At 44.4% G+C, this 25,257-nt stretch carries 26 protein-coding genes; 21 read left to right on the top strand and 5 right to left on the bottom strand.

From position 1 onward, the window contains the following. Nucleotides 1–53 precede the first annotated feature (53 nt). From djlA to mazG, 11 genes are all read left to right on the top strand, one after another. Nucleotides 54–911, top strand: a complete 858-nt coding sequence (gene djlA / locus KYS23_RS00555) for a co-chaperone DjlA (protein WP_218417889.1) — start codon at nt 54–56, stop codon at nt 909–911. Then, the gene (xerD, locus tag KYS23_RS00560) at nt 911–1,828 is read left to right on the top strand and encodes a site-specific tyrosine recombinase XerD (protein WP_159528788.1); all 918 of its coding nucleotides are present in this window, start codon (nt 911–913) and stop codon (nt 1,826–1,828) included. Before djlA ends, xerD begins: the two co-directional genes overlap by 1 nt. A gap of 183 nt (nt 1,829–2,011) precedes the next feature. Then, nucleotides 2,012–2,734, top strand: coding sequence for a bifunctional protein-disulfide isomerase/oxidoreductase DsbC (gene dsbC / locus KYS23_RS00565; protein WP_159528790.1), 723 nt, complete (start codon nt 2,012–2,014; stop codon nt 2,732–2,734). 138 nt (nt 2,735–2,872) lie between these two features. Then, on the top strand, nt 2,873–4,594 hold the full coding sequence (recJ, locus tag KYS23_RS00570) for a single-stranded-DNA-specific exonuclease RecJ (protein WP_159534363.1): 1,722 nt from the start codon (nt 2,873–2,875) through the stop codon (nt 4,592–4,594). A 41-nt stretch (nt 4,595–4,635) separates the two neighbouring features. Next, nucleotides 4,636–4,911 carry a hypothetical protein gene (locus KYS23_RS00575; RefSeq protein ID WP_159528792.1) on the top strand — a complete coding sequence of 92 codons (276 nt, stop codon included), beginning with the start codon at nt 4,636–4,638 and terminating at the stop codon, nt 4,909–4,911. 84 nt (nt 4,912–4,995) lie between these two features. Further along, the gene (recO, locus tag KYS23_RS00580) at nt 4,996–5,709 is read left to right on the top strand and encodes a DNA repair protein RecO (protein ID WP_218396229.1); all 714 of its coding nucleotides are present in this window, start codon (nt 4,996–4,998) and stop codon (nt 5,707–5,709) included. Between the two features lie 155 nt (nt 5,710–5,864). Continuing rightward, nucleotides 5,865–6,602 carry a pyridoxine 5'-phosphate synthase gene (pdxJ, locus tag KYS23_RS00585; protein ID WP_159528796.1) on the top strand — a complete coding sequence of 246 codons (738 nt, stop codon included), beginning with the start codon at nt 5,865–5,867 and terminating at the stop codon, nt 6,600–6,602. 54 nt (nt 6,603–6,656) lie between these two features. Then, entirely contained in the window at nt 6,657–7,034 is a 378-nt protein-coding gene (gene acpS / locus KYS23_RS00590) for a holo-ACP synthase (RefSeq protein WP_159528798.1), read from the top strand. A gap of 17 nt (nt 7,035–7,051) precedes the next feature. Continuing rightward, on the top strand, nt 7,052–8,473 hold the full coding sequence (gene rlmD / locus KYS23_RS00595) for a 23S rRNA (uracil(1939)-C(5))-methyltransferase RlmD (RefSeq protein WP_159528800.1): 1,422 nt from the start codon (nt 7,052–7,054) through the stop codon (nt 8,471–8,473). A gap of 12 nt (nt 8,474–8,485) precedes the next feature. Then, nucleotides 8,486–10,669, top strand: a complete 2,184-nt coding sequence (relA, locus tag KYS23_RS00600) for a GTP diphosphokinase (RefSeq protein ID WP_159528802.1) — start codon at nt 8,486–8,488, stop codon at nt 10,667–10,669. Then, nucleotides 10,647–11,588 carry a nucleoside triphosphate pyrophosphohydrolase gene (mazG, locus tag KYS23_RS00605; RefSeq protein WP_218417890.1) on the top strand — a complete coding sequence of 314 codons (942 nt, stop codon included), beginning with the start codon at nt 10,647–10,649 and terminating at the stop codon, nt 11,586–11,588. Before relA ends, mazG begins: the two co-directional genes overlap by 23 nt. 30 nt (nt 11,589–11,618) lie before the next feature. Here mazG and KYS23_RS00610 read toward each other — a convergent pair whose 3' ends face one another. Both KYS23_RS00610 and KYS23_RS00615 read right to left on the bottom strand, forming a co-directional pair. Beyond that, complete coding sequence (locus KYS23_RS00610) at nt 11,619–12,263, bottom strand: tetratricopeptide repeat protein (RefSeq protein ID WP_218417891.1); 645 nt, start codon at nt 12,261–12,263, stop codon at nt 11,619–11,621. A 93-nt stretch (nt 12,264–12,356) separates the two neighbouring features. Then, nucleotides 12,357–13,247 carry a type 2 periplasmic-binding domain-containing protein gene (locus KYS23_RS00615; protein WP_159528808.1) on the bottom strand — a complete coding sequence of 297 codons (891 nt, stop codon included), beginning with the start codon at nt 13,245–13,247 and terminating at the stop codon, nt 12,357–12,359. Nucleotides 13,248–13,533: 286 nt separating this feature from the next. Here KYS23_RS00615 and rplM point away from each other — a divergent pair, with 286 nt between their 5' ends. The 10 genes from rplM to KYS23_RS00665 all read left to right on the top strand — a co-directional run bounded on the left by rplM (nt 13,534) and on the right by KYS23_RS00665 (nt 22,584). Next, nucleotides 13,534–13,962 (top strand): 50S ribosomal protein L13, encoded by a 429-nt coding sequence (rplM, locus tag KYS23_RS00620; protein WP_013785378.1) that lies wholly within the window; start codon nt 13,534–13,536, stop codon nt 13,960–13,962. Between the two features lie 12 nt (nt 13,963–13,974). Then, nucleotides 13,975–14,367 carry a 30S ribosomal protein S9 gene (rpsI, locus tag KYS23_RS00625; protein WP_013785377.1) on the top strand — a complete coding sequence of 131 codons (393 nt, stop codon included), beginning with the start codon at nt 13,975–13,977 and terminating at the stop codon, nt 14,365–14,367. Nucleotides 14,368–14,851: 484 nt separating this feature from the next. After that, complete coding sequence (gene petA / locus KYS23_RS00630; RefSeq protein ID WP_013785371.1) at nt 14,852–15,484, top strand: ubiquinol-cytochrome c reductase iron-sulfur subunit; 633 nt, start codon at nt 14,852–14,854, stop codon at nt 15,482–15,484. 1 nt (nt 15,485) lies between these two features. Beyond that, on the top strand, nt 15,486–16,748 hold the full coding sequence (locus KYS23_RS00635; RefSeq protein ID WP_013785370.1) for a cytochrome b: 1,263 nt from the start codon (nt 15,486–15,488) through the stop codon (nt 16,746–16,748). Next, complete coding sequence (locus tag KYS23_RS00640; RefSeq protein WP_126872493.1) at nt 16,748–17,482, top strand: cytochrome c1; 735 nt, start codon at nt 16,748–16,750, stop codon at nt 17,480–17,482. Before KYS23_RS00635 ends, KYS23_RS00640 begins: the two co-directional genes overlap by 1 nt. A 109-nt stretch (nt 17,483–17,591) precedes the next feature. Next, complete coding sequence (gene sspA, locus KYS23_RS00645) at nt 17,592–18,224, top strand: stringent starvation protein SspA (protein WP_013785368.1); 633 nt, start codon at nt 17,592–17,594, stop codon at nt 18,222–18,224. Further along, entirely contained in the window at nt 18,221–18,676 is a 456-nt protein-coding gene (locus tag KYS23_RS00650) for a ClpXP protease specificity-enhancing factor (protein ID WP_159528810.1), read from the top strand. Before sspA ends, KYS23_RS00650 begins: the two co-directional genes overlap by 4 nt. A gap of 222 nt (nt 18,677–18,898) precedes the next feature. Continuing rightward, nucleotides 18,899–19,252, top strand: a complete 354-nt coding sequence (locus KYS23_RS00655) for a tRNA-binding protein (RefSeq protein ID WP_159528812.1) — start codon at nt 18,899–18,901, stop codon at nt 19,250–19,252. A gap of 232 nt (nt 19,253–19,484) precedes the next feature. Then, complete coding sequence (locus KYS23_RS00660) at nt 19,485–20,378, top strand: AraC family transcriptional regulator (RefSeq protein WP_159528814.1); 894 nt, start codon at nt 19,485–19,487, stop codon at nt 20,376–20,378. 187 nt (nt 20,379–20,565) lie between these two features. Then, complete coding sequence (locus KYS23_RS00665) at nt 20,566–22,584, top strand: cache domain-containing protein (RefSeq protein WP_159528816.1); 2,019 nt, start codon at nt 20,566–20,568, stop codon at nt 22,582–22,584. A 37-nt stretch (nt 22,585–22,621) separates the two neighbouring features. On the opposite strand, the gene mgtE is transcribed toward KYS23_RS00665, so the two are convergent. The 3 genes from mgtE to rapZ form a co-directional block, all read right to left on the bottom strand. Continuing rightward, nucleotides 22,622–23,980 carry a magnesium transporter gene (gene mgtE, locus KYS23_RS00670; RefSeq protein WP_159528817.1) on the bottom strand — a complete coding sequence of 453 codons (1,359 nt, stop codon included), beginning with the start codon at nt 23,978–23,980 and terminating at the stop codon, nt 22,622–22,624. 158 nt (nt 23,981–24,138) lie between these two features. Next, nucleotides 24,139–24,411 carry an HPr family phosphocarrier protein gene (locus KYS23_RS00675; protein WP_013785364.1) on the bottom strand — a complete coding sequence of 91 codons (273 nt, stop codon included), beginning with the start codon at nt 24,409–24,411 and terminating at the stop codon, nt 24,139–24,141. Beyond that, the gene (gene rapZ, locus KYS23_RS00680; protein ID WP_041453031.1) at nt 24,411–25,256 is read right to left on the bottom strand and encodes an RNase adapter RapZ; all 846 of its coding nucleotides are present in this window, start codon (nt 25,254–25,256) and stop codon (nt 24,411–24,413) included. The genes KYS23_RS00675 and rapZ overlap by 1 nt, the downstream gene beginning before the upstream one ends. Nucleotide 25,257 lies beyond the last annotated feature (1 nt).

The following is a 25,257-nucleotide window of genomic DNA, read 5'->3' on the forward strand; positions in this document are numbered from 1 at the left end:
CTAGGTGCAAATCATCATCAACAATGCGCTATTGATTACAGGAGAATGCAGACATGGCCGTGTGGGGGAAAATCCTTGGTGTACTTTTTGGGTTTATGTTTTTAAAAATCCCCGGTGCTATTTTAGGGCTAATCGTAGGGCATTTCTTTGATAAGGCTTACAGCCAAGACTTTAATCAACTTGGCGGATTCGGCCGCTTCTTTACCGATCAAAATAGCATGAAGCAACAAGCGGTATTCTTTCATAGCTTGTTCTCGGCGCTGGGTCATTTAGCGAAGTCCGATGGCAAAGTAACAAGCCGTGAAATTCAAATCGCCACAGCGCTGATGGATGACATGAAGTTAACCGGTGATGCGCGCAAAGAAGCGCAAGAAGCGTTTCGTGAAGGTAAAGCCAGAGACTTCCCTATTACTGATACGTTGAAAGGGTTGTACGAGGCCAGCCATGGTCGCAGAGATATATTACAAGTTTTCTTGGAAATATTGATTCAAGCGGCATTTGCCGATGGAAAGTTAACGCAAGAAGAGTATGTGGTACTAGAAAAAGTAGCGAAGCCACTGGGTTTTAGGCGCCGAGATCTCGATTATCTGATTTCCATGTTTGAAGCTGAAATACGCTTTAGGCAGCGGGGCGGACAAAGTGGCCAGGGCCCCCATGGCCAGCAGCGTTCTTCGCAACAAAGCGCCTATACTGAAAAACAATCTCTTGATGATGCTTATCGTATTTTGGGCGTTACTGGGTCTGATGATGAAAAAACCATTAAACGTGCTTACCGAAAACGTATGGCAGAGCATCATCCCGATAAGCTTGTATCTAAAGGATTGCCTGAACAAGCCATGGAAATGGCGAAGAAAAAGACCCAAGATATTCAGTCTGCCTACGAGCTTATAAAACAAATGCGTGGCTTTTAATGAAGCGTGATCTTACCTATGTGCCTGCCGTGAGTCAGGCGCATATCGATGGCTTCATAGACATGCTTTGGCTTGAGAAGGGGTTGTCTGATCATACTCAACAAAGCTATCGTACCGACCTAACTAAACTGGCTATATTCTGTAATAACCAAGGCATTAAAGACATAGCGGTACTGACCACCGAAATGATGCAAGACTACTTGGCTTACCGCCACGACAAGGGACTCTCAGCACGAAGCACACAACGTGCAATGAGTGCATTACGGGCCTTTTATACGTATTTAATCGGTAAGCAAATACGGGTAGATAACCCTATATCTTCCTTATCAAACCCCAAACTACCAAAATCTTTGCCTGCCTCGTTAAGTGAACGCCAAGTCGAAGATTTACTCGCAGCCCCGATAGTAGAAGACCCAATAGAATGTCGTGATAAAAGCATGCTGGAAGTGCTTTATGCTACAGGATTGCGAGTTAGTGAGCTTATCGGTTTACAAATGAGCGAGGTAAGTTTGCAGCAAGGCGTGGTTCGGGTTACCGGGAAAGGTAACAAAGACAGGTTAGTGCCACTTGGCGAAGACGCTATAGAATGGCTGTTAACTTACATTAAGACTGCCCGCCCTGTACTCGCGACTAAGCAATCAGACTATGTCTACTTGAGTAAACGTGGTCAAAAAATGACGCGGCAAACCTTTTGGCATCGTATTAAATATTATGCTGTGAAAGCCAACATTGAACAGCACCTGTCTCCACACACCTTGCGTCATGCCTTTGCCACACATCTACTCAATCATGGTGCCGATTTGCGTGTTGTGCAGATGTTGTTGGGGCACAGCGACTTGTCGACGACCCAAATCTATACGCATGTGGCGACAGAGCGCTTACAAACGCTCATTCACAGCCATCACCCTCGGGGATAACTCCACTAATTGGTAAGGCAAACTTCAGTGTTACCCAGCGAGTGGTGTGATAGCATTACGTTAAATACTTGCTAAATATCGCTTTAGTGAAATGCGTAAATGAAATTTTTCTCATGCATGAGCGGTCTTAGTTATATCCCATTTTAATATTTTGAAAGCATGGTTGCTGTCGGAGTAAATATAGTGAAAGTAGTAAAATTTAGCTTATTGGTTGCATTGGTGTTCACTACGAGCCTTTTCGCGAATGTCGCAAGCGCAGCTGACGAAACGGCAATTAAAAGTAAGCTGACTAATATGCTGGGGCTAGAGGTTGACTCTCTTGCCGACTCACCCATTCCAGGCTTGGTACAAGTATCTACCAATCGCGGTTTCTTCTATGTTAGCGATGATGCTAAATATTTGGTTCAGGCGCGTATTCTCAATATTGATGAAGGCATGCGTAATGAAACCGAAGTCGCTTATTCGAGTCTTCGTATTGAAGGCGTTAAAGAGATGGCTCCATCGGCGATTACGTTTAAAGCTAAAAACGAGAAGCATGTGATCAGTGTTTTCACCGATACCACCTGTGGTTACTGCCGAAAGCTTCATAAAGAAGTCGGCGACTTAAACGACATGGGTATTACCGTAAATTACTTGGCCTTTCCTCGTGCTGGTTTAGACAGCCAGAATTACCAAGATATGGTGTCGGTATGGTGTGCAGTGAACCCGCAAAAAGCATTAACTGACGCAAAATCGGGCAACGATGTGGCAACCGCTAAATGTGCTAATAACGTTGCAGAGCAATATTTGTTAGGGCAAAAATTGGGTGTAAATGGTACGCCTAACATCGTGTTGCCAGATGGCTCGCTAATACCTGGGTATCAACCTGCGGGTATGATTGCACAGGCTATTGAACAAGCCGAATAGCGCCAATTTCAATTTTTCTAAAACGCACCATAGCAAAAGTTAATGCTTAGGCTAGGTGCGTTTTTTTATGTTCTGATTTTACCTACCTCATTCCCTTGGGTATTATTGCCCTCTAATTAACCGTAGTGATGAATGTCGATGATATTGCCTGTAGTGCGCCGTGAAACTGGTGACGCCCCTCTTGCTTCTACTTTGCACCCTGTAATAGACCGTATTTATCGCGGTAGAAACGTGCAAGATGTTAGTGAATTAGAAAATGGGCTGAAGGGCCTTACCCATTTCAATGAGCTAAAAGGCATGGCCGGTGCGGCAAGTATTCTGGCTGACACTATTGAGCAAGAAAAAACGCTCATCATTGTGGGTGACTTCGATGCCGACGGCGCCACCAGTATTGCAGTGTGTATCCATTCATTGCAAATGATGGGGTTTACTAAGGTTGATTATCTAGTGCCAAATCGCTTTGATTTTGGTTACGGCCTTAGCGTGCCTATTGTGGATATCGCCAAGCAACAGGGTGCCGACGTTATTATTACGGTTGATAACGGCATTGCCTGTATTGAAGGGGTTACCCATGCAAAAGCGTTAGGTATAGATGTTATTGTAACCGATCACCATTTACCTGGGGACGATCTTCCCCCCGCCGATGCTATTGTGAACCCAAATCAACCCGGTTGTACTTTCCCTTCTAAAAACTTAGCTGGGGTAGGTGTGGCGTTTTACATCATGTTAGCGCTTAAAACCGAACTACAACAACGTAATTGGTTTACTAAAAAAAATCTTCCAGCGCCTAATTTGGCATCGTTACTAGATATTGTAGCCGTAGGTACGGTGGCCGACGTGGTGGTTTTAGATAAAAACAACCGAATTTTGGTACATCAAGGCCTGCAGCGTATTCGTGCAGGTAAATGCAGACCGGGTATTAAAGCATTGGTTGAAGTGGCTAATCGTGATTGTGCTCACCTTACTTCAACCGATTTAGGTTTTGTTATTGGCCCCCGTTTAAATGCCGCTGGCAGGCTGGACGATATGTCTCAAGGCATTGCCTGCCTCTTGGAAAACGACACGATGCAAGCCCGCATGATTGCCTCGGAACTAGATGCACTTAACCGTGAACGCCGAGAAATAGAAACGGGTATGAAGGCACAAGCGGAACAAGTGCTCGAAAAAATGTCTCTCACTGAAGGTGATATTCCTGCCGCGTTGGTGGTGTATCAAGCCGATTTTCACCAAGGTGTTATTGGTATTGTGGCGGGGCGTTTAAAAGAAAAGTATTTGAAACCCGTTATCGCTTTCGCTCATCAAGATGATATGACAATAAAAGGCTCAGCTCGCTCTATTCCTGGGGTACATATTCGCGATGTACTCGATGAAGTGAATACGCGTTTCCCGGGCGTTATTGACAAGTTTGGTGGCCACGCGATGGCAGCAGGGTTAAGTTTGCCCGTTGCTAACTTAGCGGCTTTTGAACACGCCTTTGTTGACATTGCAAAGCAGCACATGGATAAGCTTGATGGTAATCAAGTGTTATTGTCTGATGGCAGCCTGACAGGTCAAGAGCTGTCATTGCCTTTTGCGCATTTGCTTAGGCAAGCTGGCCCGTTTGGGCAAGGCTTTGAATCGCCATTATTTGATGGCGAGTTTCACGTAGTGCAACAACGACTGGTGGGTGAAAAACACTTGAAGTTGGTACTACGAGAGCCTTCGGTTGGCGAAGTGGATGCCATTGCCTTTAATATTGATATTAAAGTGTGGCCGAATGCCATGGTAAAACAAGTACGCATTGCCTACCGATTAGATGTTAACGTATTTCGCGGCCAAGAGTCGGTACAGCTTATTGTTGAGCAGCTAGAAAGCGCATAAAGCCCACACACCAGAATATAACGCGGTGCAAGGTAAATAATATGAAATCAGAGACTGACAAATTAATCAGCAAGCACGGCCAGTTAAATCAGTCTGATAATATGAAGGTGGTGTCTCACGTTCAACGTGAAGAAGAAGACTGGATACGTCATACGGTAATGCTTGAAGGTATTGACGTGCCATTTATCTACCGCCGCAAAAAGCAGTATCAAAGCTTGAAAGGGGCGCGGGTTAATATTACTTACTACCGTCAGGTAGAAGAGGTGGCAGGTATTGAGTTTGAAACCATGAAAGTGGTACGCATTAAACGAAGCTAAGCCCTTTAGTCAGCTAAATGTGCAAGAACGCTACCTTCACTAAAATTAAATACCAGAACTGCTGAAAAAAACACGGGAAGATGAATGAACAACGACTGGTTGACTGCTTTTGTGTTGCATCGCCGAGCCTATCGGGAGACCAGTTATATCGTCGATTTCTTTACCTTAGAACACGGTAAAGTGAGTGCCGTGGCAAAAGGTGTACGCAACAGTAAATCTGATAAGAAAAGCCTGCTTCAACCTTTTCAAGCCCTCAAGCTTCAACTTGCTGGTAAATCTGATTTGAAAAATTTGCGGCACGTTGAAAGTACCGCACCTTCTATTAATTTAGCGGGCACGCCATTATTTTGTGCCATGTACCTCAATGAGCTCACTAACCGAATAATGCCTGCTGGCCTTGCCAGTGACGCGGTGTTTGAAGCTTATGAGCAGGCACTAATGGCGCTTTTCCGCGATGAGGATATTGAAGTTACCCTGCGAAAGTTTGAACTGTCACTTCTAGATGAAATGGGATTACTGCCTGATTTCACTGAAGATGTAGAATATGAAATGCCTATCGAGGCTGAAAAACACTATGTGCTTCAGCCGGAATTTGGCTTTTGTGCACTGCCAGACGATGTGCCAAATGGCTATACGCGCAAGGGATTGCCGGGTAGTGCGCTACTTGCATTAGCTCAAGGTGAATTTACACCCATGAGCAAACGGGTGGCAAAAGTCTTATGCCGCGATTTACTCAAGCCGCTAGTTGGCGATAAACCGCTAAAAAGTAGAGAGTTATTTGTGGTGCGAAAACATTAAAATGATAAGTGTTACGCATATTTAATGGCGCTTTTTACCACGTGACAGTTCGAAAGTTTGTTACAATGAGGTTCAATCAATTTTAGACAGGCAATAGGCGAAACTTCTATTAATCGCTGATTGCCAAATACTTGTTCTACTATAGGTATCTGTTAATGAGTACACTTCTTCTTGGCGTTAACATCGATCACATTGCCACACTTCGAAATGCCCGTGGCACCAACTACCCCGATCCTGTGCATGCTGCTGATGTTGCAGAACGCGCTGGAGCAGACGGTATTACCGTTCACTTGCGCGAAGATCGTCGCCATATAAAAGACAGAGATGTTCGCATTTTGGCGCAAACTATCAATACCCGCCTAAACTTAGAGATGGCGGTTACCGATGAAATGCTCTCTATTGCCGAAGAAGTAAAACCGGTGTTTTGTTGCTTAGTGCCCGAAAAACGTGAAGAGCTAACCACTGAGGGCGGCCTTGACGTAGCGGGCAATTTACCCGTGATGAAACAAGCCTGTGAGCGTTTAGCAGCTGCGAACATTTTAGTGTCTTTGTTTATTGATGCAGATAAAAAGCAAATAGATGCTGCTGTGGAATGCGGTGCGCCTTATATTGAAATTCATACTGGGCAGTATGCTGAAGCAACCGGCGAAGCAGAGCTTGGCGAAGAGTTAGCTCGGTTAGTGGAAGGCATTGAATATGCCGATAAACTAGGGCTAAAAGTGAATGCTGGTCATGGTTTGCATTACCATAATGTCAAACCGATTGCGGCTATCCCTCAACTTATCGAGTTGAATATTGGCCATGCGATTATTGCACGGGCGGCGTTTGATGGCCTTGCCACTGCAGTGGCTGATATGCGTCAACTTATGCTAGAAGCACGAAGCGGCGTGTAAGTTCGAATCTCGACAGCAGCACGTCAACGCAAGCAACAACAAAGAGAATACCTAGTGGCCATAGCTGGATTAGGCACAGACATTATTGAAATTGCACGTTTGAAGAAAAGCGATGCGACCACAGAGCGCCTCGCGAAACGTGTGCTTACGCCTTACGAACTTACCCTTTATGTTGCCAGCAATGAGCCAGTGCGCTACTTAGCGAAGCGTTTTGCCGCCAAAGAGGCAACGGTGAAGGCGTTGGGTACAGGTATTGGTAACGGCGTCAGTTGGCAACATATCGAAGTGCGCAACAATGCTTTAGGGGCGCCAGAACTTCACTTTACTGGAGAGGTTGCCATGCTATGTAAGCAGCGAGCCATTACCTCTAGTGTAATAAGCATTTCCGATGAAACTCACTATGCGGTTGCTACCGTTATTCTTGAAAATTAATGTAACGGGAGCACCACGTGGCCATATTTTATAAACCTAGCAAGGGCAAAAACAAAAGCAACGTAAAAGGGCGGGTGCGCGGTGCAGGCTCAGGTGAAAAGCAGCACATTGTAAAAACTAAACAATCATGGCCCTCGGTTGATGACATTAATGCTGCTAATGAAGTGGTAACCATTGATGGTATGGATTGGCAGGGGCAGGGCGTTGCTCGGGGTGAAACCTTATATTTCGTAGATGGTGCTTTACCTGGTGAAACCGTACAAATAAAAGCGCTTTCAAGCAACAAGCAGATTGTTAACGCAAAAGTCACTAAGGTGAATACCCCCTCAGACCATCGCCAAAAGCCATTTTGTGCGGTGGCAAATCAGTGCGGTGGTTGCCAGCTTCAGCACGTAGATCCCCATGAAGCCCTCGCACTACGAGACGATGCCCTTAAAAGCATGTTTCAGCGTAAACTCGATTTTAACGACGGGGCATGGCAAGCGCCTATCAGCGGTGGTAGGCCTAGATATCGTCGTAAGGCCCGCCTAGCGATTGATGCAAGAAACCCAGAGAAAATAAAACTCGGTTTTCGAGAAAACGCGGGCAAAAACATTGTTGATATTGGTGGTTGCCCGGTTTTGGTTGAATCACTAAGTCAGCTTATCGCGCCACTTAAATCTGCCATTGCAGGCTTTGCTAGCGCTCGTCTTGTCGGGCACATCAGCTTATTGGCGGGTGAGAATACGGTGCAAGTTACAGTGAAACATACCCGTTCATTAGCCAACGACTTTATTGCATCGCTTTCCCAGTTTGCTGCGGAACAAAACGTGAATATGACCATCGAAGACGGTAATGGCGATTTTACCCAATTGCATGAAGTAGCGCCAATCACCTGTAACACAGTAGACGGCTTTTATTTGCAACCAGGGCCTAATGATTTTGTTCAGGTGAACGCAGAAGTAAATACAAAAATGGTGGCGCAAGCTTTGTCATGGTTGGCACCAAAAGCCGGTGAGCGCATCGCCGATTGGTTCAGTGGTTTAGGTAATTTCACCTTGCCCATTGCCAACAGCGGCGCTACGGTAAGGGCGGTGGAAGGGGTTGCTGAAATGGTGCAGCGTGCCAAAAGTAACGCCCTCAAACAGGGCATTTCCAATGTTGACTGGATGCAGCTTGACTTAGCTGACGAGAAATCAGTAGATAAAGCGTTAGCGGGTGGGTTCGATAAAGTACTACTTGACCCTTCTCGTGAGGGGGCATTGACAGTTTGTCATGCACTGGTCCGCGCTACACCAAATACGATAGTGTATGTTTCTTGCAACCCGAACACTTTTTCGCGGGATGCGCGTGTTCTGATAGATGGAGGTTATCAAATGCAAAAAGCGGGTGTAATTGAAATGTTCCCCTTTACCCATCATATGGAAACGATGGCGCTATTTACACGCCAACAGCAATAGCGAGCAGCGGTTATGGTGACAACAAGAAAAGTACATGCAGCCGATAGACCTCCTTTTGAGGTATGGTTAGACAGCCTCGATTTAAGTGATGAAACGAAAGATAAACTGCGCAGTGTATCCTCAATGCCAGAGCGCCTTCTCGTCGGCCAAGAAATGGTCGAAATTCTTTGTCAACTCAATATGGATGACGCTACGCTACAAGCGGCATTGGTCTTTCCCTACTGCGAGCAACATTGTTTAACCGAAGCTGATATTGAACAAGAATTTGATGGTGAAATTCGTGACTTAGTTGTGGGTGTAAGGCGTATGGACGCCATTAAAACTTTGCACGCTAGAAAAGCCAATGGTTCGCCTTTCAACGAAAAATCCGATGAACAACATATTGATAGTATTCGTCGTATGCTGCTTGCTATGGTTGAAGACGTTCGCGCTGTAGTGATTAAAATGGCAGAACGTATTTGCGCGCTTCAACAAGCGAAAAGAGCGGATGAAGAAACGCGGGTGATGGTGGCCCGCGAGTGTGCCAGCATTTATGCCCCTTTGGCTAACCGTTTAGGTATTGGTCAATTAAAGTGGGAGCTGGAAGATTTAGCCTTTCGCTATCTGCACCCTATCACCTACAAACAAATCGCCAAGCAACTAGATGGTAAACGTCGAGAGAGAGCCGATTATATCGATGGCATCGTTGATGATCTTCAAACATTAATGAATAGCGAAAACATTCGCGCCGATGTGTATGGTAGGCCAAAACACATTTTCAGCATTTGGAAAAAAATGCAGAAAAAGCGCTTAACCTTCGAACAACTTTTCGATATACGTGCCGTGCGGGTTATTGCTGAGCGGTTACAAGATTGTTATGCCGCGCTTGGCACCGTGCACGCTAGCTACAAGCATTTACCCAACGAATTCGACGATTATATTGCCACCCCCAAATCTAACGGCTATCAGTCTATTCATACCGTTATTGTGGGCCCTGAAGGAAAGCCTGTAGAAATTCAAATTCGTACACACAAAATGCATCAAGACGCCGAGTTAGGCGTTGCTGCGCATTGGAAGTACAAAGAAGGCAGTACCGGCAAACAATCGGGTTACGATGAGCGTATCAATTGGCTTCGCCGTATTCTTGCTTGGCAGGAAGAAGTGGCCGAATCTGGCGATATGGTGGAAGAGTTGCGCAGTCAGGTGTTTGATGATCGCGTGTATGTGTTTACCCCGAAAGGCGATGTTATCGACTTGCCTCAAGGTGCTACGCCACTCGACTTTGCCTACTATATTCACAGCAATGTAGGGCATCGCTGTATTGGGGCGAAAGCCAATGGGCGAATTGTGCCTTTTACTTATCAGCTGCATAGTGGCGACCAAGTGGAAGTGCTCACCGGTAAAGAGCTAAATCCTAGCCGCGATTGGATGCATCCAGGCTTGGGCTATGTGCACTCATCTCGCGCCCGTGCCACTATTCATTCGTACTTTAAAAAGCAAGATAGGGATAAAAACCTAACCGCAGGTAAAGAGCTGCTAGAGCGCGAACTGCATCGCGCCCACTTGCCCACCAAAATAGCCAGTGAAGTGTACGAGAAGTTTAACGGTCATAGTGCTGATGATCTTTATGCGGCAATAGGCACAGGTGATGTGAGAGTGATGCAAGTTATTAACTTCATTCACTTCTTACAAGAACCAGAGCCAGAAGAGCCTGAAATTAGCCCTAAAGTAAAAACAAAGCGTACGGCTAAGGGCGCAGGTAAAAAGGACGCCGTGGTCGTACAAGGGGTTGGCCACTTGATGAGCCAGCTCGCTAATTGTTGTAAACCGGTTCCTGGTGAGCCCATTATGGGTTATATCACGCAAGGGCGTGGCGTAAGCGTGCACAAAGAAAGCTGCGATCAATTGCAGCATTTGCTTGAGCAGCACCCAGAACGTCAAATTGAGGTGAACTGGTCACAAGAACTTAAAGTAGGTTTTGAAACCTCAGTCGATATCTTCTGCCACGACAGAACCGGTTTACTGCGTGATATCACTACCGTGCTGGCAAATGAAAACGTGCCATTACTGGGTGTGAATAGTTTAAGTGATAAACACAGACAAACGGCGCTAATTACCATTTCAATTGAAGTACAAGACTTAGATACCTTATCAAAAGTGCTCGCACGATTACGTCAATTAAAAGGCATTACGGATGCAAAACGCAAACAATTCTGAGTTGCCTGAGGTAAAACGACTTCAAGAGATAATGGCGAAGCTTCGAGACCCTAAGTCTGGGTGCCCGTGGGATGTTCAGCAAACCATGGACAGCTTAACTCGGTATACTATTGAAGAAGCTTACGAAGTGGCTGATGCCATTGCGAAAGGGGAGCCTTCAGATATTCGTGATGAACTTGGGGATTTGTTGTTTCAAGTGGTGTTCTACTCCCGCATTGCAGAGGAAGAAGGCAACTTCACCTTTAATGATGTTGCGAAAAGCATTAGCGACAAAATGACCCGTCGTCATCCACACGTATTTGGCAATACCTCAGCGCAGCCAAGCAGCGAGGAAGGCTTAACTGCACAGTGGGACAGTATAAAAGCCAAAGAAAAAGCACTTAAACAACAGGCTTTAAAGCAAAACTTGAATACCACATTGACGCCAAAAGACAATAAACCGGCTTGCCCCAGTCTTCTTGATGATGTGCCGGTGGGAATGCCAGCATTAATGTATGCCCAAAAACTACAAAAAGCGTGTGCAAAGGTGGGTTTTGATTGGCCTGAAGCTGAGCCTGTTTTAGACAAGGTGCGAGAAGAAGTTGAAGAAATTCAACAAGAGCTTGATGCCGAAACTGTCAATCAGCAAGCCTTAGAAGAGGAAATTGGTGATGCATTATTTGCTATGGTTAATGTGGCAAGACATTGTAAAGTTGATGCTGATACGGCGCTGCGCAACGCCAGCAACAAATTTGCTAAACGTTTTAGAGCGGTAGAGTTTTTAGCCTATAAAGCAGAATCAGCCCATAAAATAGCGTGTGAAGACTTGTCTATAAAAGACGGCGAGCCCGTGAGTAAGGGCTCACCATTAGCTAATATGACGCTTGATGAGATGGAAGCACTATGGCAGCAAGCAAAAATCACCACTGCTAATTCATAACGCTTTACCGGTCTTACTAAAGCTTAGCCGTTAAAGCTTTTTCGCTACCTTGGCTTCTAATATTTCTATCTCCGATCTTCGGCCTTTGTCTGCAATAGGGCGGTTTGGTTTTTCAGGTGCGCTTTTGGCTAGTGTTAAGTGTCGAGCAGCCTCTTCATACTCACCATCATCAAACAAGTATTCTGCGTAAAAGTAGTGTGCGTCCATACTGTTTGGGTAAAGCGCTAGCGCTTTTTCAAACAAGCGCGCTGCTTTTTTGTCACTGCCAAACGCGACAGGCCAGCCAGGTACATTGTGATATAGCGCCGCTAATACAGTTAATGCTGTACCCTCTAATACTTGCTCATCCTGCTGCAATGCTTTTTCAAGGTTTGCTCTAGCTGCTTTGGCGAAATCGAGCGCACCTAGGCCACCTTTAGCTTTCGCAGCACTAGATTGGGTAATAGCTAACCACGTGAGGGCTTCGGCACTGTTATTCGATGATGCAACAAAGGCTTCAGCATCAGCGATAAGCGCTATAAACGCCTTCTCTTTCTCGCTGCTATCTGCGTCATAATTGATTGACGCCCATTGCTGTTGAATACCAAGCAATGTGTGATTGTTGTCAGCGAAGGTAGGGTTTGCATAAAGTATAAGAGAGATGAAAACAGCGATAAGTCCACATTTACTGCGCATTGTGGGTTCCTCATTGATTATAAGTCGTATTTTAGGCGGGTGTTTTACCAGTAATTCGGGGTATAAAACAAGAAAAATGGTGAAGTTGGTTATTTATTCGCTTGTCAGTGCCTTGATGGCTTTCTCTTTCTCTAAATCCCATCGCGCGTAATCAAGCACATAGGGTAGAAAATGGTTCTGTAGTGAGTGCCTGGTTCGATGAGGCTCGTCTGCCAATGAAAGGGCGAGTTTATGAGCTTCGAATTGATTAAATATGGCTTCAAGTGTGCCGTTTTCTATCAGCCGTGACAGGCCAATACGAATTCTTTTTGCTAAAGCAGCATCGTCCGGACGTACGAAGAAGTATTCATAGTTGGGATAAACAAGAAGGTGATTTTTATCGATAGTAATAGGCTTGTCTGCATGACGCGCTAAGTCTCCATTTACCTCAATAACATTTCGAGGGAAACCATCCACCATGCCTTTTTCTACCATGGTGTACATTGATGTAAACCATAAACTCCATTCTTCGCCTGCCGCATTAAATCCATTTGATTTGAGTACGTGCAAGTCAGGCCAATCGTTCCCCTGCACCAAGGTGCGGGTTTTAAGCTCATCGGTGGTTAATGTCTGTGCGAAGTTATGTTGGGCATCGTTTGCAATCACAAATACTCGGTACCCAGCCAACCCTTTTAGAAGGGGGAGTTTAATGGGGGTTAATAATTTCTCACGTTCAGCATTAGTCACGCTCCACATTACATCTGCATCACCCTGTAGTAGGGATACTACTTGTCGACTTTGTGACATAGGGTGGGGGTGCAAGGAAATCTGCGTGTTTCCATATTCGGGGGTTGCAGACAATACAGCCTCAAGTACTTTCTGCTGATAAAAACCATAATCGTCATCGGCAAATGCCCGTGTGAGAGTGACGTTACCAGATTCGGCTTTAGCATAAACACTTGCCAGAAGTTGAACCACAACTAAAAAAACAGCCGATAAGCGCATTATTTTCCTGTTTATTCTCTTCTAAAATGGTTTGCCCTTTGAAATTAACGGAATTAACTAAGCTTGTCACTGTTTCTGTAGAAACTTTGTGCAGAAAACTCCCCCTAATTGCAAATTAGGGGTTCGCATTTTCATCAAAACCTGTATAATTCGCGCCCTGCCCAGTTACGCCCACCTTTGGGAAGGTGGAAGAATCGACCGGCTCGAAGGGGTCTTTGTGTTGATTTTATGGTGATTTCTGGTGTTCAGAAATCAGTAACGACGATATTATTCGGGTGATATTTAAATGAAAACTTTTGTTGCAAAGCCAGAAACGGTACAACGTGACTGGTACGTGGTTGACGCCACAGACAAAACTCTAGGCCGTTTGGCTTCAGAAATCGCATTGCGCCTTCGTGGTAAGCATAAGCCAGAGTACACACCTCACGTGGACACTGGTGATTACATTGTAGTTATCAATGCTGACAAAATTACGGTTACTGGCCGTAAAGCATTGAACAAAATCTATTATGCACACAGTGGCTATCCAGGTGGTCTGAAAGAAACTAACTTTGAAAAGCTGCTAGCTTTCAAACCAGAAATGGTTATTGAGAAAGCAGTGAAAGGAATGCTGCCAAAAGGTCCTCTAGGCCGTGCAATGTTCCGTAAAATGAAAGTTTACGCTGGTGCTGAACATAAGCACGCAGCACAGCAACCACAAGTTTTGGACATCTAAGGGGCAATCGACATGGCAGATACTCAATACTACGGCACCGGCCGCCGCAAAAGTTCTACCGCTCGTGTGTTCCTGCGTCCAGGCTCAGGTAACATTCAAGTAAACAAACGTGCTCTAGACGAGTACTTTGGTCGCGAGACTGAGTGCATGGTTGTTCGTCAACCTCTAGAACTTGTTGAAATGTTGGAAAAGTTTGACCTATACGTCACTGTTAAAGGTGGTGGTTCTAACGGTCAAGCTGGCGCAATTCGTCACGGCATCACTCGTGCTCTTATGGAGTACGATGAGACGTTACGTCCTGCTCTGCGTAAAGCTGGCTTCGTTACTCGTGACGCTCGTCAAGTTGAACGTAAGAAAGTGGGTCTACACAAAGCACGTAAGCGTCCACAATTCTCAAAACGTTAATTCTACGTTTTATATATTGTGCAAAAAACCCGGCTTATGCCGGGTTTTTTATTTTCTGCTTGAAAATCTACTTCCTTCAGTGCGTCACGTAATTATTCTTTAAACGGCGCTCATCTACCTAGTAAATTAGTATTCTAAATTTTCCCGCTTCATTTCAACATAAAGCTAACAATGTTTTAATAAAGGCGCTGATTTGGCCGAATTTCGGTCAAATTCTTGATTTTATTCCAATCACTCACTAATTCTTAACAGTGGCCTCAGATTAATTTATTGCTTAAATACCAGTAAAACCTTGTGTTTATAAGGGCTTTTCTTTTATCATTTGCGGTCGAAATTTGACGAAACTTTAGTGAATTCTCGAATGAGCACATAAGTGCCTTTGAGTTAACTTCATGACAAGCCATATGATGGACGATCCTAACGTGATAAAACCAGTAAAAGTTAGGGTTATACATCATAATTATCCGAACCTGGAGAAATGTGGATGAGCAATGTATCTGTAGATGCAACAGAGTCTGCACACAATGATAACCAGCCAGAAAACAACACCCGTCGTCGGTTCTTGACCGTTGCCACGTCGGTAGTTGGTGGTGTAGGTGTTGTTGGAGCGGCAGTGCCTTTTATTGCGTCCTGGAATCCAAGTGCCAAAGCGAAAGCGGCCGGTGCTGACGTTGAAGTAGATATCAGCGGGATTGAACCTGGACAGCTAGTGCGTGTGATGTGGCGAAGCAAGCCTGTATGGATTGTTCGTCGTACTCCTGAAATTCTTGAAGAATTGAGCACTCACGAAGATAAACTGAAAGATCCTAACTCTGAAGCAGAGCAACAACCCACGTTTGCCCAGAACCGTTTCCGTTCTATGAAAGAAGAGTACCTTATCTTAGTCGGTATTTGTACGCATCTAGGTTGCTCACCGCAGCACCTTAAAGATGGCGCTTTCGAAGAAGTGGTTGAAGGGGTTCCAGACGGTTTCTTCTGCCCATGTCACGGTTCTAAGTTTGATATGGCTGGTCGTGTATTCCAAAACGTACCTGCGCCGTTGAACCTTGTTGTTCCGCCTTACCAGTTCGTAGATGACACAAACATCATCCTCGGCTCAGAAGCGGAGGCTGTGTAATATGAATGCTTTTTTAGAGTGGATTGAAGCGCGTATTCCAATTATGCGTGTGGCGAATATGCACGCCATCCAATACCCAGCGCCTAAGAACATGAACTTTTGGTACGTGTTTGGATTCTTGGCTACCATCGTTTTAGTTAACCAAATTATTACTGGAATCTGGTTAACAATGAACTTCGTACCGACTTCTGAAGGTGCGTTCGCGTCTGTTGAATACATCATGCGTGAAATTGATTACGGATGGATTATCCGCTATATGCATAGTACAGGCGCTTCAGCGTTCTTTATTGTGGTATATCTGCATATGTTCCGTGGCATGATTTACGGTTCTTACCAAAAGCCTCGTGAATTGCTTTGGGTGTTTGGTATGTTTATCTACCTTGCACTAATGGCTGAAGCCTTCATGGGTTATGTATTGCCTTGGGGACAAATGTCTTACTGGGGTGCACAGGTAATTGTATCGCTATTTGGTGCAATTCCAGTTGTAGGTCCAGACTTAGTTATCTGGCTACAAGGTGACTATGTAATCTCGGGTGCTACCCTAAACCGATTCTTCGCATTGCACGTTATTGCATTGCCGTTGGTTATTGTTATTTTAGTATTCTTACACATTATTGCGCTACACGAAGTGGGTTCAAACAACCCAGACGGTATTGCGATTAAGCATAAGAAAGGCTCGTTACCTGAGTCAGAAAAGACTAAATTCCAAATCCATGAGTACTACACAAGCAAGTACGATATCGCTGATGACATCTTGCCATTCTTCCCGCACATGGTGCTGAAAGACTTAGTCGCGTTCTGTATTTTCTTAGCCTTGTTCACTTATATCTTGTTCTTCGCACCTGAAATGGGCGGTAAGTTCCTTGAGCATCCTAACTTCGAAATTGCGAACCCGTTGAAAACACCTGAGCATATCTTCCCTGTTTGGTACTTCACGCCGTTCTACGCCATCCTTAAGGCCGTACCTGATAAGCTAATTGGTGTACTTGCTATGTTTGGTGCTATTGCAGCCTTGTTCGCTTTACCATGGATAGATCGCGGTCGTGTTAAATCGTGGCGCTATCGTTGTGGTTTGCACACAGTAAACCTTATTGTGTTCGCAATTGTATTCGTTTTCTTAGGTTACTTAGGTGCTACACCTCAAGAAAACTGGAAGATTGTTGCGTCGCAAATCGCGACTGTTATGTACTTTGGTTTCTTCGTGTTGTTGTTCCTATACAGCCGTAACGAGAAAACTAAGCCTGTGCCAGAGAGGATTGCCTAATGAAAAAATTGATGTGCTTTTTAGCATTTTTTCTACCGGGTGTAGCGTTAGCCGCTGGTGGTAGTGTGCATCTTGATAAGGCACCTATCGACCTAACCGATAAGGCCTCGTTGCAACGTGGTGCGCAGTTGTTCATGAACTACTGCTTAGGCTGTCACTCAATGAAGTATCAGCGTTATCAGCGTACGTTTGCCGATTTAGGTATTCCTGACGAGTTAGGTCAAGAAAACCTTCAGTTTACGGGCGAAAAGGTTGCTGACTACATTACTCGTGCAATGCCTGAAGATGCAGCGGCAGGTTGGTTTGGTGCTGCGCCACCAGACTTAACCCTTGTAGCTCGAGTTCGTGGTGAAGATTGGATTTACACTTATCTACGTTCTTTCTACGTAGATGAGAGCCGTCCATTTGGTGTTAACAATAAAGTATTCCCAGAAGTGGGTATGCCGCATGTGCTTCAACCTTTGCAAGGTACACCAACTGAAATGCACGAAGAAGTTATGGTCGACGGCGAAATGGTTGAACAATATGTAGGTATTAAATCTGATGGTACAGGTTCAATGTCTCCAGATGAGTACGACCAAGCTGTTGCTGATATTGTTAACTTCTTAGAGTATACCGGTGAGCCAGCTAAGCTAGATTCACACCGTATTGGTAAATGGGTTCTTATCTTCATTGCCGTACTGTTTGTATTTGTTTACTTGCTGAAGAAAGAATACTGGCGAGAAGTGCACTAATCGCACAGAATTATGTATAATAGCAAAGGGGGCTTCTCGCCCCCTTTTTTAGTATTTGAATTTCGCCCGATTTAGCGGGCATAACTAGTTTCTCGACGGAGGAAATTGAATGGCCGTAGCCGCGAATAAACGTTCTATTATGACGTTGTTCTCTGACACAATTGATATTTACAGCCATCAGGTGCGTATTGTGTTGGCAGAAAAAGGTGTGGGTGTTGAAATAAGCTACACAGATCCTAGCAATCTGTCAGAGGATCTGTTGGAGTTAAACCCTTACGGAACCGTTCCAACTCTTGTTGATCGTGAACTGGTGCTTTATAAATCGCATATCATCATGGAATACCTTGATGAGCGTTTCCCGCATCCACCACTTATGCCAGTTTATCCGGTATCTCGTGGCCAAAGCCGTCTTATGATGCACCGCATCGAGCAAGACTGGTATTCGTTAGCAGCTCGTATCTTCCGTGGTGAAGGGAACGTTGAAGCTGCGCGCAACGATTTACGTGAAGCGTTACTTGCATTAGCACCTGTATTTGGTGAATTACCTTACTTCATGAGCGAAGAATTCAGCTTAGTTGATTGTTATCTTGCTCCGTTATTATGGCGCTTACCTGCTTTAGGTATTGAGCTTAATGGCGCAGGTAGTAAAGAAATTAATGCCTACATGAACCGTATCTTCTCTCGCAGTTCATTTAAAGCATCGCTAACCGATCAAGAGCGCGAGATCCACAATCCACTATGACATCTATGACGTCTAATCAGCCCTACCTTTTAAGGGCCTTTTACGAATGGATAGTGGACAACGATCTCACCCCATACATTGTTGTTGATGCAACGAATGAAATGGTGGAAGTGCCTTTAGAGTTTGTTAAGGACGGGCAAATCGTTTTAAACGTGTCGCCTAGTGCGTGTGTTAACTTTTCGTTGGACTTAACCGGGCTTTCTTTTCAAGCTCGTTTCGGTGGCCAACCTAGAAGATTAAGCATGCCTAGCGAAGCTATTATGGCGATTTATGCGCGCGAAAATGGTGCCGGTACTGTGTTTGCTACCGAAGAGGAGATGGCCAAAACAAGTAAGCCATCTGAACCTCAAACCACTGGGCCAGCATCTATTGAAGACGCAGACGCGTCTGATAATACAGATGCACCCGTTCCCCCTAAAAAGGGAAAGCCTACCTTAAAAGTGATTAAATAAGCATTCTGACTTCCTGCTGCCTAGGCAGGAAGTCAGCTTATTATTTTGTTCTATCTTCTTATCATATCTACCTCGTTATACTTCTTACGTTCATTGCGTCCGGATTCTTTACTAATTAAATAAAATTACGTGAACTAAACCGATAGCCCTTGGTGTTTGAAGCTACTTTTCTGTTACTTTGCCTATGTGTACGATGCTTATTTAACATTTGTGAGAGAAGCTATGCAAAACGCCCCAATTAAAGCGCTTATTGAGTTCAATGATGTCGAGAAACTGGATATTCGTGTAGGCACCATTACTCAAGTTGCTGACGTAGAAAAGTCTAAAAAGCTGATGAAGCTCACAGTCGATTTTGGTGATCATCAACGTTCTATTCTTGCGGGTATTAAAAAAGAACGTGAAAATCCCTTCGAGATTCAGGGCAAGCAAGCGCTGTTTGTCGTTAATTTACCTGAGCAAAAAATGGCGGGTGAAGTGTCTCAGGGCATGTTGTTTGATATTGGCTTTGCCGATAAATTAACGCCTTGTTTGGCCATGCCTGAAACACCAATGCCTAATGGCACCAGAGCGGGCTGACAGCGGTATAAAGCAGTTTGAGTGTCGATAGTTTATATCCATCCACAATAGTGCCCCAACTAACAAGTTAGAAAAGTTTTTGAACTTCATATTTATATGTTCATCTCATTAGGCGTTAGATAAACTATAGCACTCATATGACGTATTTTATGACAGGTATGCTGGGTAATTAATTGCCTATTTGTCTCGTTTTCGATTTATATAAATTTATTGTCCAACTGGTTTGATTGGTATGTCTAAAAAAGAAATTAAAATGCTCATCGAAAATAGCCTTACCGAAGACGGCCTATTTGAAACTGGTGTTAAAGGTGTGCAGCTATTTAGAGTGACCGAAGGGGTTCGTTGTGCGCCTGCGGTATATGAGCCCACAGTAGTGGCGATTGTCAGTGGTACCAAAGAGGCGATAGTAGACGGCAAGTCTTATGTTTATGGCACAGACCAATACATGTGCTGCAGTATTTCTATGCCTGTAGAGGCGGGTACGCCTAGTGCGTCGCCTGACAATCCTCTGCTTGGTGTGTTCATTTCCCTTGATACTCGCGTGATGACAGAACTTACCATGGATGTAGAGCGCGCTGGCGGTATACAGCGAAAAGCTAGGGGAGCAGTACTTCCGCCTAGTATTACGCTGTCTGATTGGGATAGTGAATTTGCTGAAGCACTACTGCGATTATTGCAGTTAAGCCAAAATGGAGCAGATACCGTTGTACTTGGCGAAAGTCGCCTTCGCGAAGTCTATTACGCCATATTGAAAGGTGGCGCCGGCGAATCTGCAAGGCGAGCGTTTGGGGTAGGCAATGAGATTGCTCGTGCAATCGACTACCTATCAACCCGTTTAAGTGAAACGGTCACCATAGAGGATATGGCATCACAAGTGGGTATGAGTCGGGCGGTATTTCATCGTAAGTTCAAACAAGCAACGAGCATGTCGCCAATTCAATTTATAAAGTCTATGCGGCTAAATACGGCTGCAATGAAGATTGTTAGCGGTATGAATGTGAATGAAGCCGCTATGGATGTGGGTTACGTAAGCTCATCCCAGTTTAGCCGAGAGTTTAAACGGTTGTATGGGCAGTCACCTAAGCAATGGAGCCACGATAGGCAGATACCTGCAGGATTGCTGTAATATTAAACTAAAGGTGTAAGCCGATTGTATTGCATTGTCCCAAATATACTGGGAAGGTAAAAAAGTGCATTACACCTTGTAAAGTCAAACGCGAAATCTACGACTAACCACAATATTGTAAAAGAAATTTCGTTCTTCAAGCACAACAACTATTTGTCAGAAAATAAAAATAATAGGCAGTGCAGTAGTGGAACAATTACTTTTAAAGAACCGAGAAAAATTACAAGCGGCAATTCCTCTCATCAACAGCTACAACGATAGGTTTGATGACTTAAACCATTGGTGGGGTAAAATTTCGCTTATAGGTAAAATCAATAGCCATAATGTGTCTGATAGCATTTTAGAAGAAATGCTTAGCACAAAACAGAAATTCTCTGAATTACAGGGACGGCTGATTCAGAACCTGATGAAAGAGCATTTGTTAAAGCGTTTGGCTGATGATCATAACAAATCTCAAGTGGCCATCGATATTCTGATCAGAAATTTGTTTGAACGTACTGCCGATGTGGGCTTTTTGGCTACTGATGATGATATCCGAGCATTCTTGCTCGATAACGAAAGAAAGCCCGAAGACACTAAAAAAATTCATCACCGCTTAGAAGAGTACGTAAAAAAATATAGCGTATATGATGAGATTATTCTTCTGGATACGCAGGGGCGGGTAAAGGCCAATTTGGATATTGATAGCCCAATTGAATTTAGCGAAGATCCGCTAGTTTCAAAAACGTTATCATCGAAAGACGACTATATAGAAACCTTTCGCTATTCAGATTTGCAGCCTCACAAGCGCAATTCTTTGATTTATTCCTGTGTAATAAAAGATAGTAACGACACGGGTGCGAGAACAGTAGGAATTCTTTGTTTGTGCTTTAAGTTTGACGACGAAATGCAGTCAATTTTTAGCAATTTGCAATCTGAACGTGCCGCTAGCAGCATCATGATTGTGTCTGAAAACAGAGAAGTCATGGCGACCAGCCATTCACAGAAATTCAAAGTTGGGGAAACAATACCTAAGTGTGGATCTCCTGACTTAGTCACTATAAAACACAAAAGCTTTATAGCTACCACCTCCGAAACTAAGGGATACCAGGGGTTCAAAGGTTTATCATGGCAAGGCGTTGCCATGACGCCATTAAATGATGCCTTTAAGCATTCAAATGAAAAAGGGCAGCTTCAAACTGACGCTTGTCAGTTACTCAATTCTCAACTCTTTTCTGATGATTTAAAGCAAATATTTAAAACATCCATGTTAATTAATGACGATCTGAGTTTAGTCGTCTTGAATGGCATTATTGCTGCGGCACGTAAGAATGCTGTTGAATTCATGCCTGTATTATCTGAGATAAGATTAACCGGCGAGAGCATAGCGTTAATTTTTTCTGATTCTATCGATAACCTACAATCTACTGTGTTGAGCGCACGGCTTGCTGACGTGAGGTTTTGCGCTAGCTTAGCGGTAGACATTATGGACAGAAATCTATACGAAAGAGCGAACGATTGTCGTTGGTGGGCGCTTACCACAGTATTCCGTCAGTATTTGCAACTTCCAACTATTGTGCCTGATGCTCAACAAGAAATTGCAAATATTCTTCGATACATTAATGACCTATACACTGTCTATGCCAATTTATATGTTTATGACAAAAATGGCATTATTATCGCGGTATCCAACAACAAACATACATCGGTTGTGGGAGAAAAAGTTGATACTCATAGTGGTGCTTTCGATGCGTTAAAGTGTGCTGATTCACAAAAATATTCGGTGTCGAAATTTGTTCCTAGCGCGCAGTATGATGATAAGTACACCTACATCTACAACGCGTCAATCACTAGTGTAGAACGAAATAATGTGGTTGGCGGTATAGGAATTGTGTTTGACAGTGAGCCACAATTCACTGAAATGTTAAACGACTCGCTACCTAAAGATGAAAGCGGGTATACTGTAACGGGTTGTTTTGGCATGTTTTGTCAGCGTGATGGGATGATTATTTCTGCTACAGAAGGTAGCCCTCAGCAGGTGGGAGAGGTTATCGAGATAGACGACACACTTTTAGGCTTAAAAACTGGCGAAAAAGACTCTCGAATTACAAATTACCAAGGTAAGAAATACGCAATAGGTGTTGCCGTGTCTAAAGGGTATAGAGAGTATAAAACAACCGGTGATTATCAAAATGATGTGGTGGCATTCATCATGATGCCAAGCTAAATAGCTTTAGAACAACTCGTAGGCGATTGTCACGGTATTACATTAAAAACAGGGTCGCAGTACCTAAAAATGCAAATATACCCACCACGTCAGTGATGGTTGTGAGTATTACGCTTCCTGCTAGTGCAGGGTCTATTTTCAAACGTTTCATGATGAGCGGCAAAGTAGCGCCTGCTAGCGCTGCGGCTATCATGTTAACCAACATGGCGAAGGCGATAATGATGCCTAGCATGTAGTCTTGTTTCCAAAGCGCTATTACCGAAGCAATTAATATTGCCCAAATGGCCCCATTTAAGAAGCCAATAGATATTTCTTTGCTTATTAACCATCGGGAGTTGCTGGCGTTTACGTGACCCAGTGCCATACCACGAATAACAAGCGTAAGGGTTTGGTTACCCGCTACGCCGCCCATACTTGGTACTATGGTGTTCAGTATGGCGAGTACGGCTAATTGGCTCAGTGTGGCCTCAAACAAGTCGCTTACCATGGCTGCCATTAGCGCGGTAACCAGGTTTACTGCCAACCATACAGAGCGTCGTTTGGTACTTTGAAGCACAGGGGCAAAAGTGTCTTCGTCATCATCTAAACCCGCCATACTCATCATAGAGTGCTCGGCATCTTCACGAATAATATCTACCACATCATCTATGGTGATACGCCCTACTAGGCGGTTTTTCTCGTCAACGACAGGGGCTGATAGCCAGTTATAGCGTTCGAATAAGCTCGCCACTTCATCATCTGGCATATGCACAGGAATCGCTTCAGATTCTTCATCCATGACATCTGATACTTTGGCTTCAGTCTCAGCGGTGAGTAATCGCGTTACCGGTACGATACCGACTAAATTATCAGTACGGTTTACTACATAAAAGGTATCGGTGTTTTTAGGTAATTCGCCTTTAAGGCGAATATAACGAAGTACTACATCAATGGTCACATCAGGGCGAAGGGTTATCGTGTCGGTGTTCATGATGAAGCCGGCTGTCTCTTCACCGTAAGACAATGCTTGCTCTGCACGAAGTCTGTCTTGTGCATCCATTGATTCTAGAATGTCTTGCAGCACTGGTTCTGGAAGGCTGCTAAGGGTAACCGCTAAGTCATCGGTATCCATTTCTTCTAACGCGTCTACGACGTTTGCAGGCAGCATTTTGGTGATGATACCGTTACGTACGTCGTCAGAGAGTTCTTCTAGAATATCACCGTGGAAATCACCATCAATAAGCTCCCACAGTTCATCTCGGGTGCGGCTTGGGCTAGATTCGAGAATATGTGCAACATCAGAAGGGGGTAATTCCAGCAGAAGCTTACGTACAGAAACAAATTGGCCGTTATTTAACGCGCCATTAAGTGCCCGAAGTTGGCTTTGTACGTATTTTGAGACCAGTGCTTCTGCCACTGCTTTCGCCTAAAAATGGAATTTTCTATAACGGTAGGATATCGCAATTGCCATGACGCTGTCATGACAAAAGCGCAGTAACGACAGACAATTACGGGCTATGTGGTGAAATTATAGGCGGCTTTATACCGAAAATCGTAACACAGGCGAGTGCAGCATTACTCGTCTTCGTTGAAACGGCCTTCAATTAACGTTTCAATGGCGTTTAATGCTGCTTCGGCATCATTACCTTCAACCACAACGTTCACCTGTTCACCTTGGTGGCTTTCCAGCATCATTAAGCCCAGCACACTGTTAGCATCGGCTTTCTTATCGCCTTTCACCAACACTATTTTTGCATCAAATTGATTGGCTAATTGAACCAACTGTGTGGCAGCGCGGGCGTGTAAGCCCAATTTATTGACTATGGTAAGTGTTTTTTCGATGGTCATTACTGATTTAACTCGCGGTGGCGAATTTGTACATCGGGATGCATTTCGCCAAAGGTTTTCGCTAACGATTGAGCAATAAATACTGAGCGGTGCTGACCGCCGGTACAACCAATCGCAATGGTGACATAACTACGGTTATTGCGTTCTAAGTGAGGTAACCATGTGGTTATCAAGTTCTGAATTTGCCAAATGAATTTGGTTACAACAGGCTGGGAACCTAAAAATACTTCTACGGGGGCATCTAAGCCAGTTAAGTGTTTTAAATCGGGCTCCCAATGTGGGTTGGGGAGAAAGCGGGCGTCAAATACATAGTCGGCGTCTTTGGGGATGCCGTGTTTAAAGCCAAACGATTCAAAGACCAATACTAGCCGAGAGCTTTTCTTACCTAGAATTCGCTCGCGAATAAGCTCTGCGAGTTGATGAATTGTGAGCTTATCCGTATCAATATACAAATCGGCGCGCTCAACAATAGGCGCAAGTAAGTCTGATTCGGCTTTTATCGATTCAGATAAAGATTTGTTGAGCTTAGCTAGCGGATGCAATCGGCGGGTTTCGCTGAAACGTTTCACCAACACATCGTCGCTGGCGTCAATATACACAATGGTCATAGACCAAGACGAGGGTAGGTAATCTAAAATCTCTACCAAGTCCGCTGGATTTTTTGGCAGATTCCTTACATCGATACTTACCGCGACTTGGTCATATTCATCAACCACGGTATGAGTAAGGGTAGGGAGAAGGTTAACCGGAATATTATCTACGCAATAGTAGCCTAAATCTTCAAGGGCACGTAGTGCAACTGATTTTCCCGAACCGGATCGACCACTGATAATAATCAGTTTCACC

It is taken from the genome of Alteromonas lipotrueae (assembly GCF_019249255.1).
In the GTDB taxonomy this organism is placed as follows: Bacteria; Pseudomonadota; Gammaproteobacteria; order Enterobacterales; family Alteromonadaceae; genus Alteromonas; species Alteromonas lipotrueae.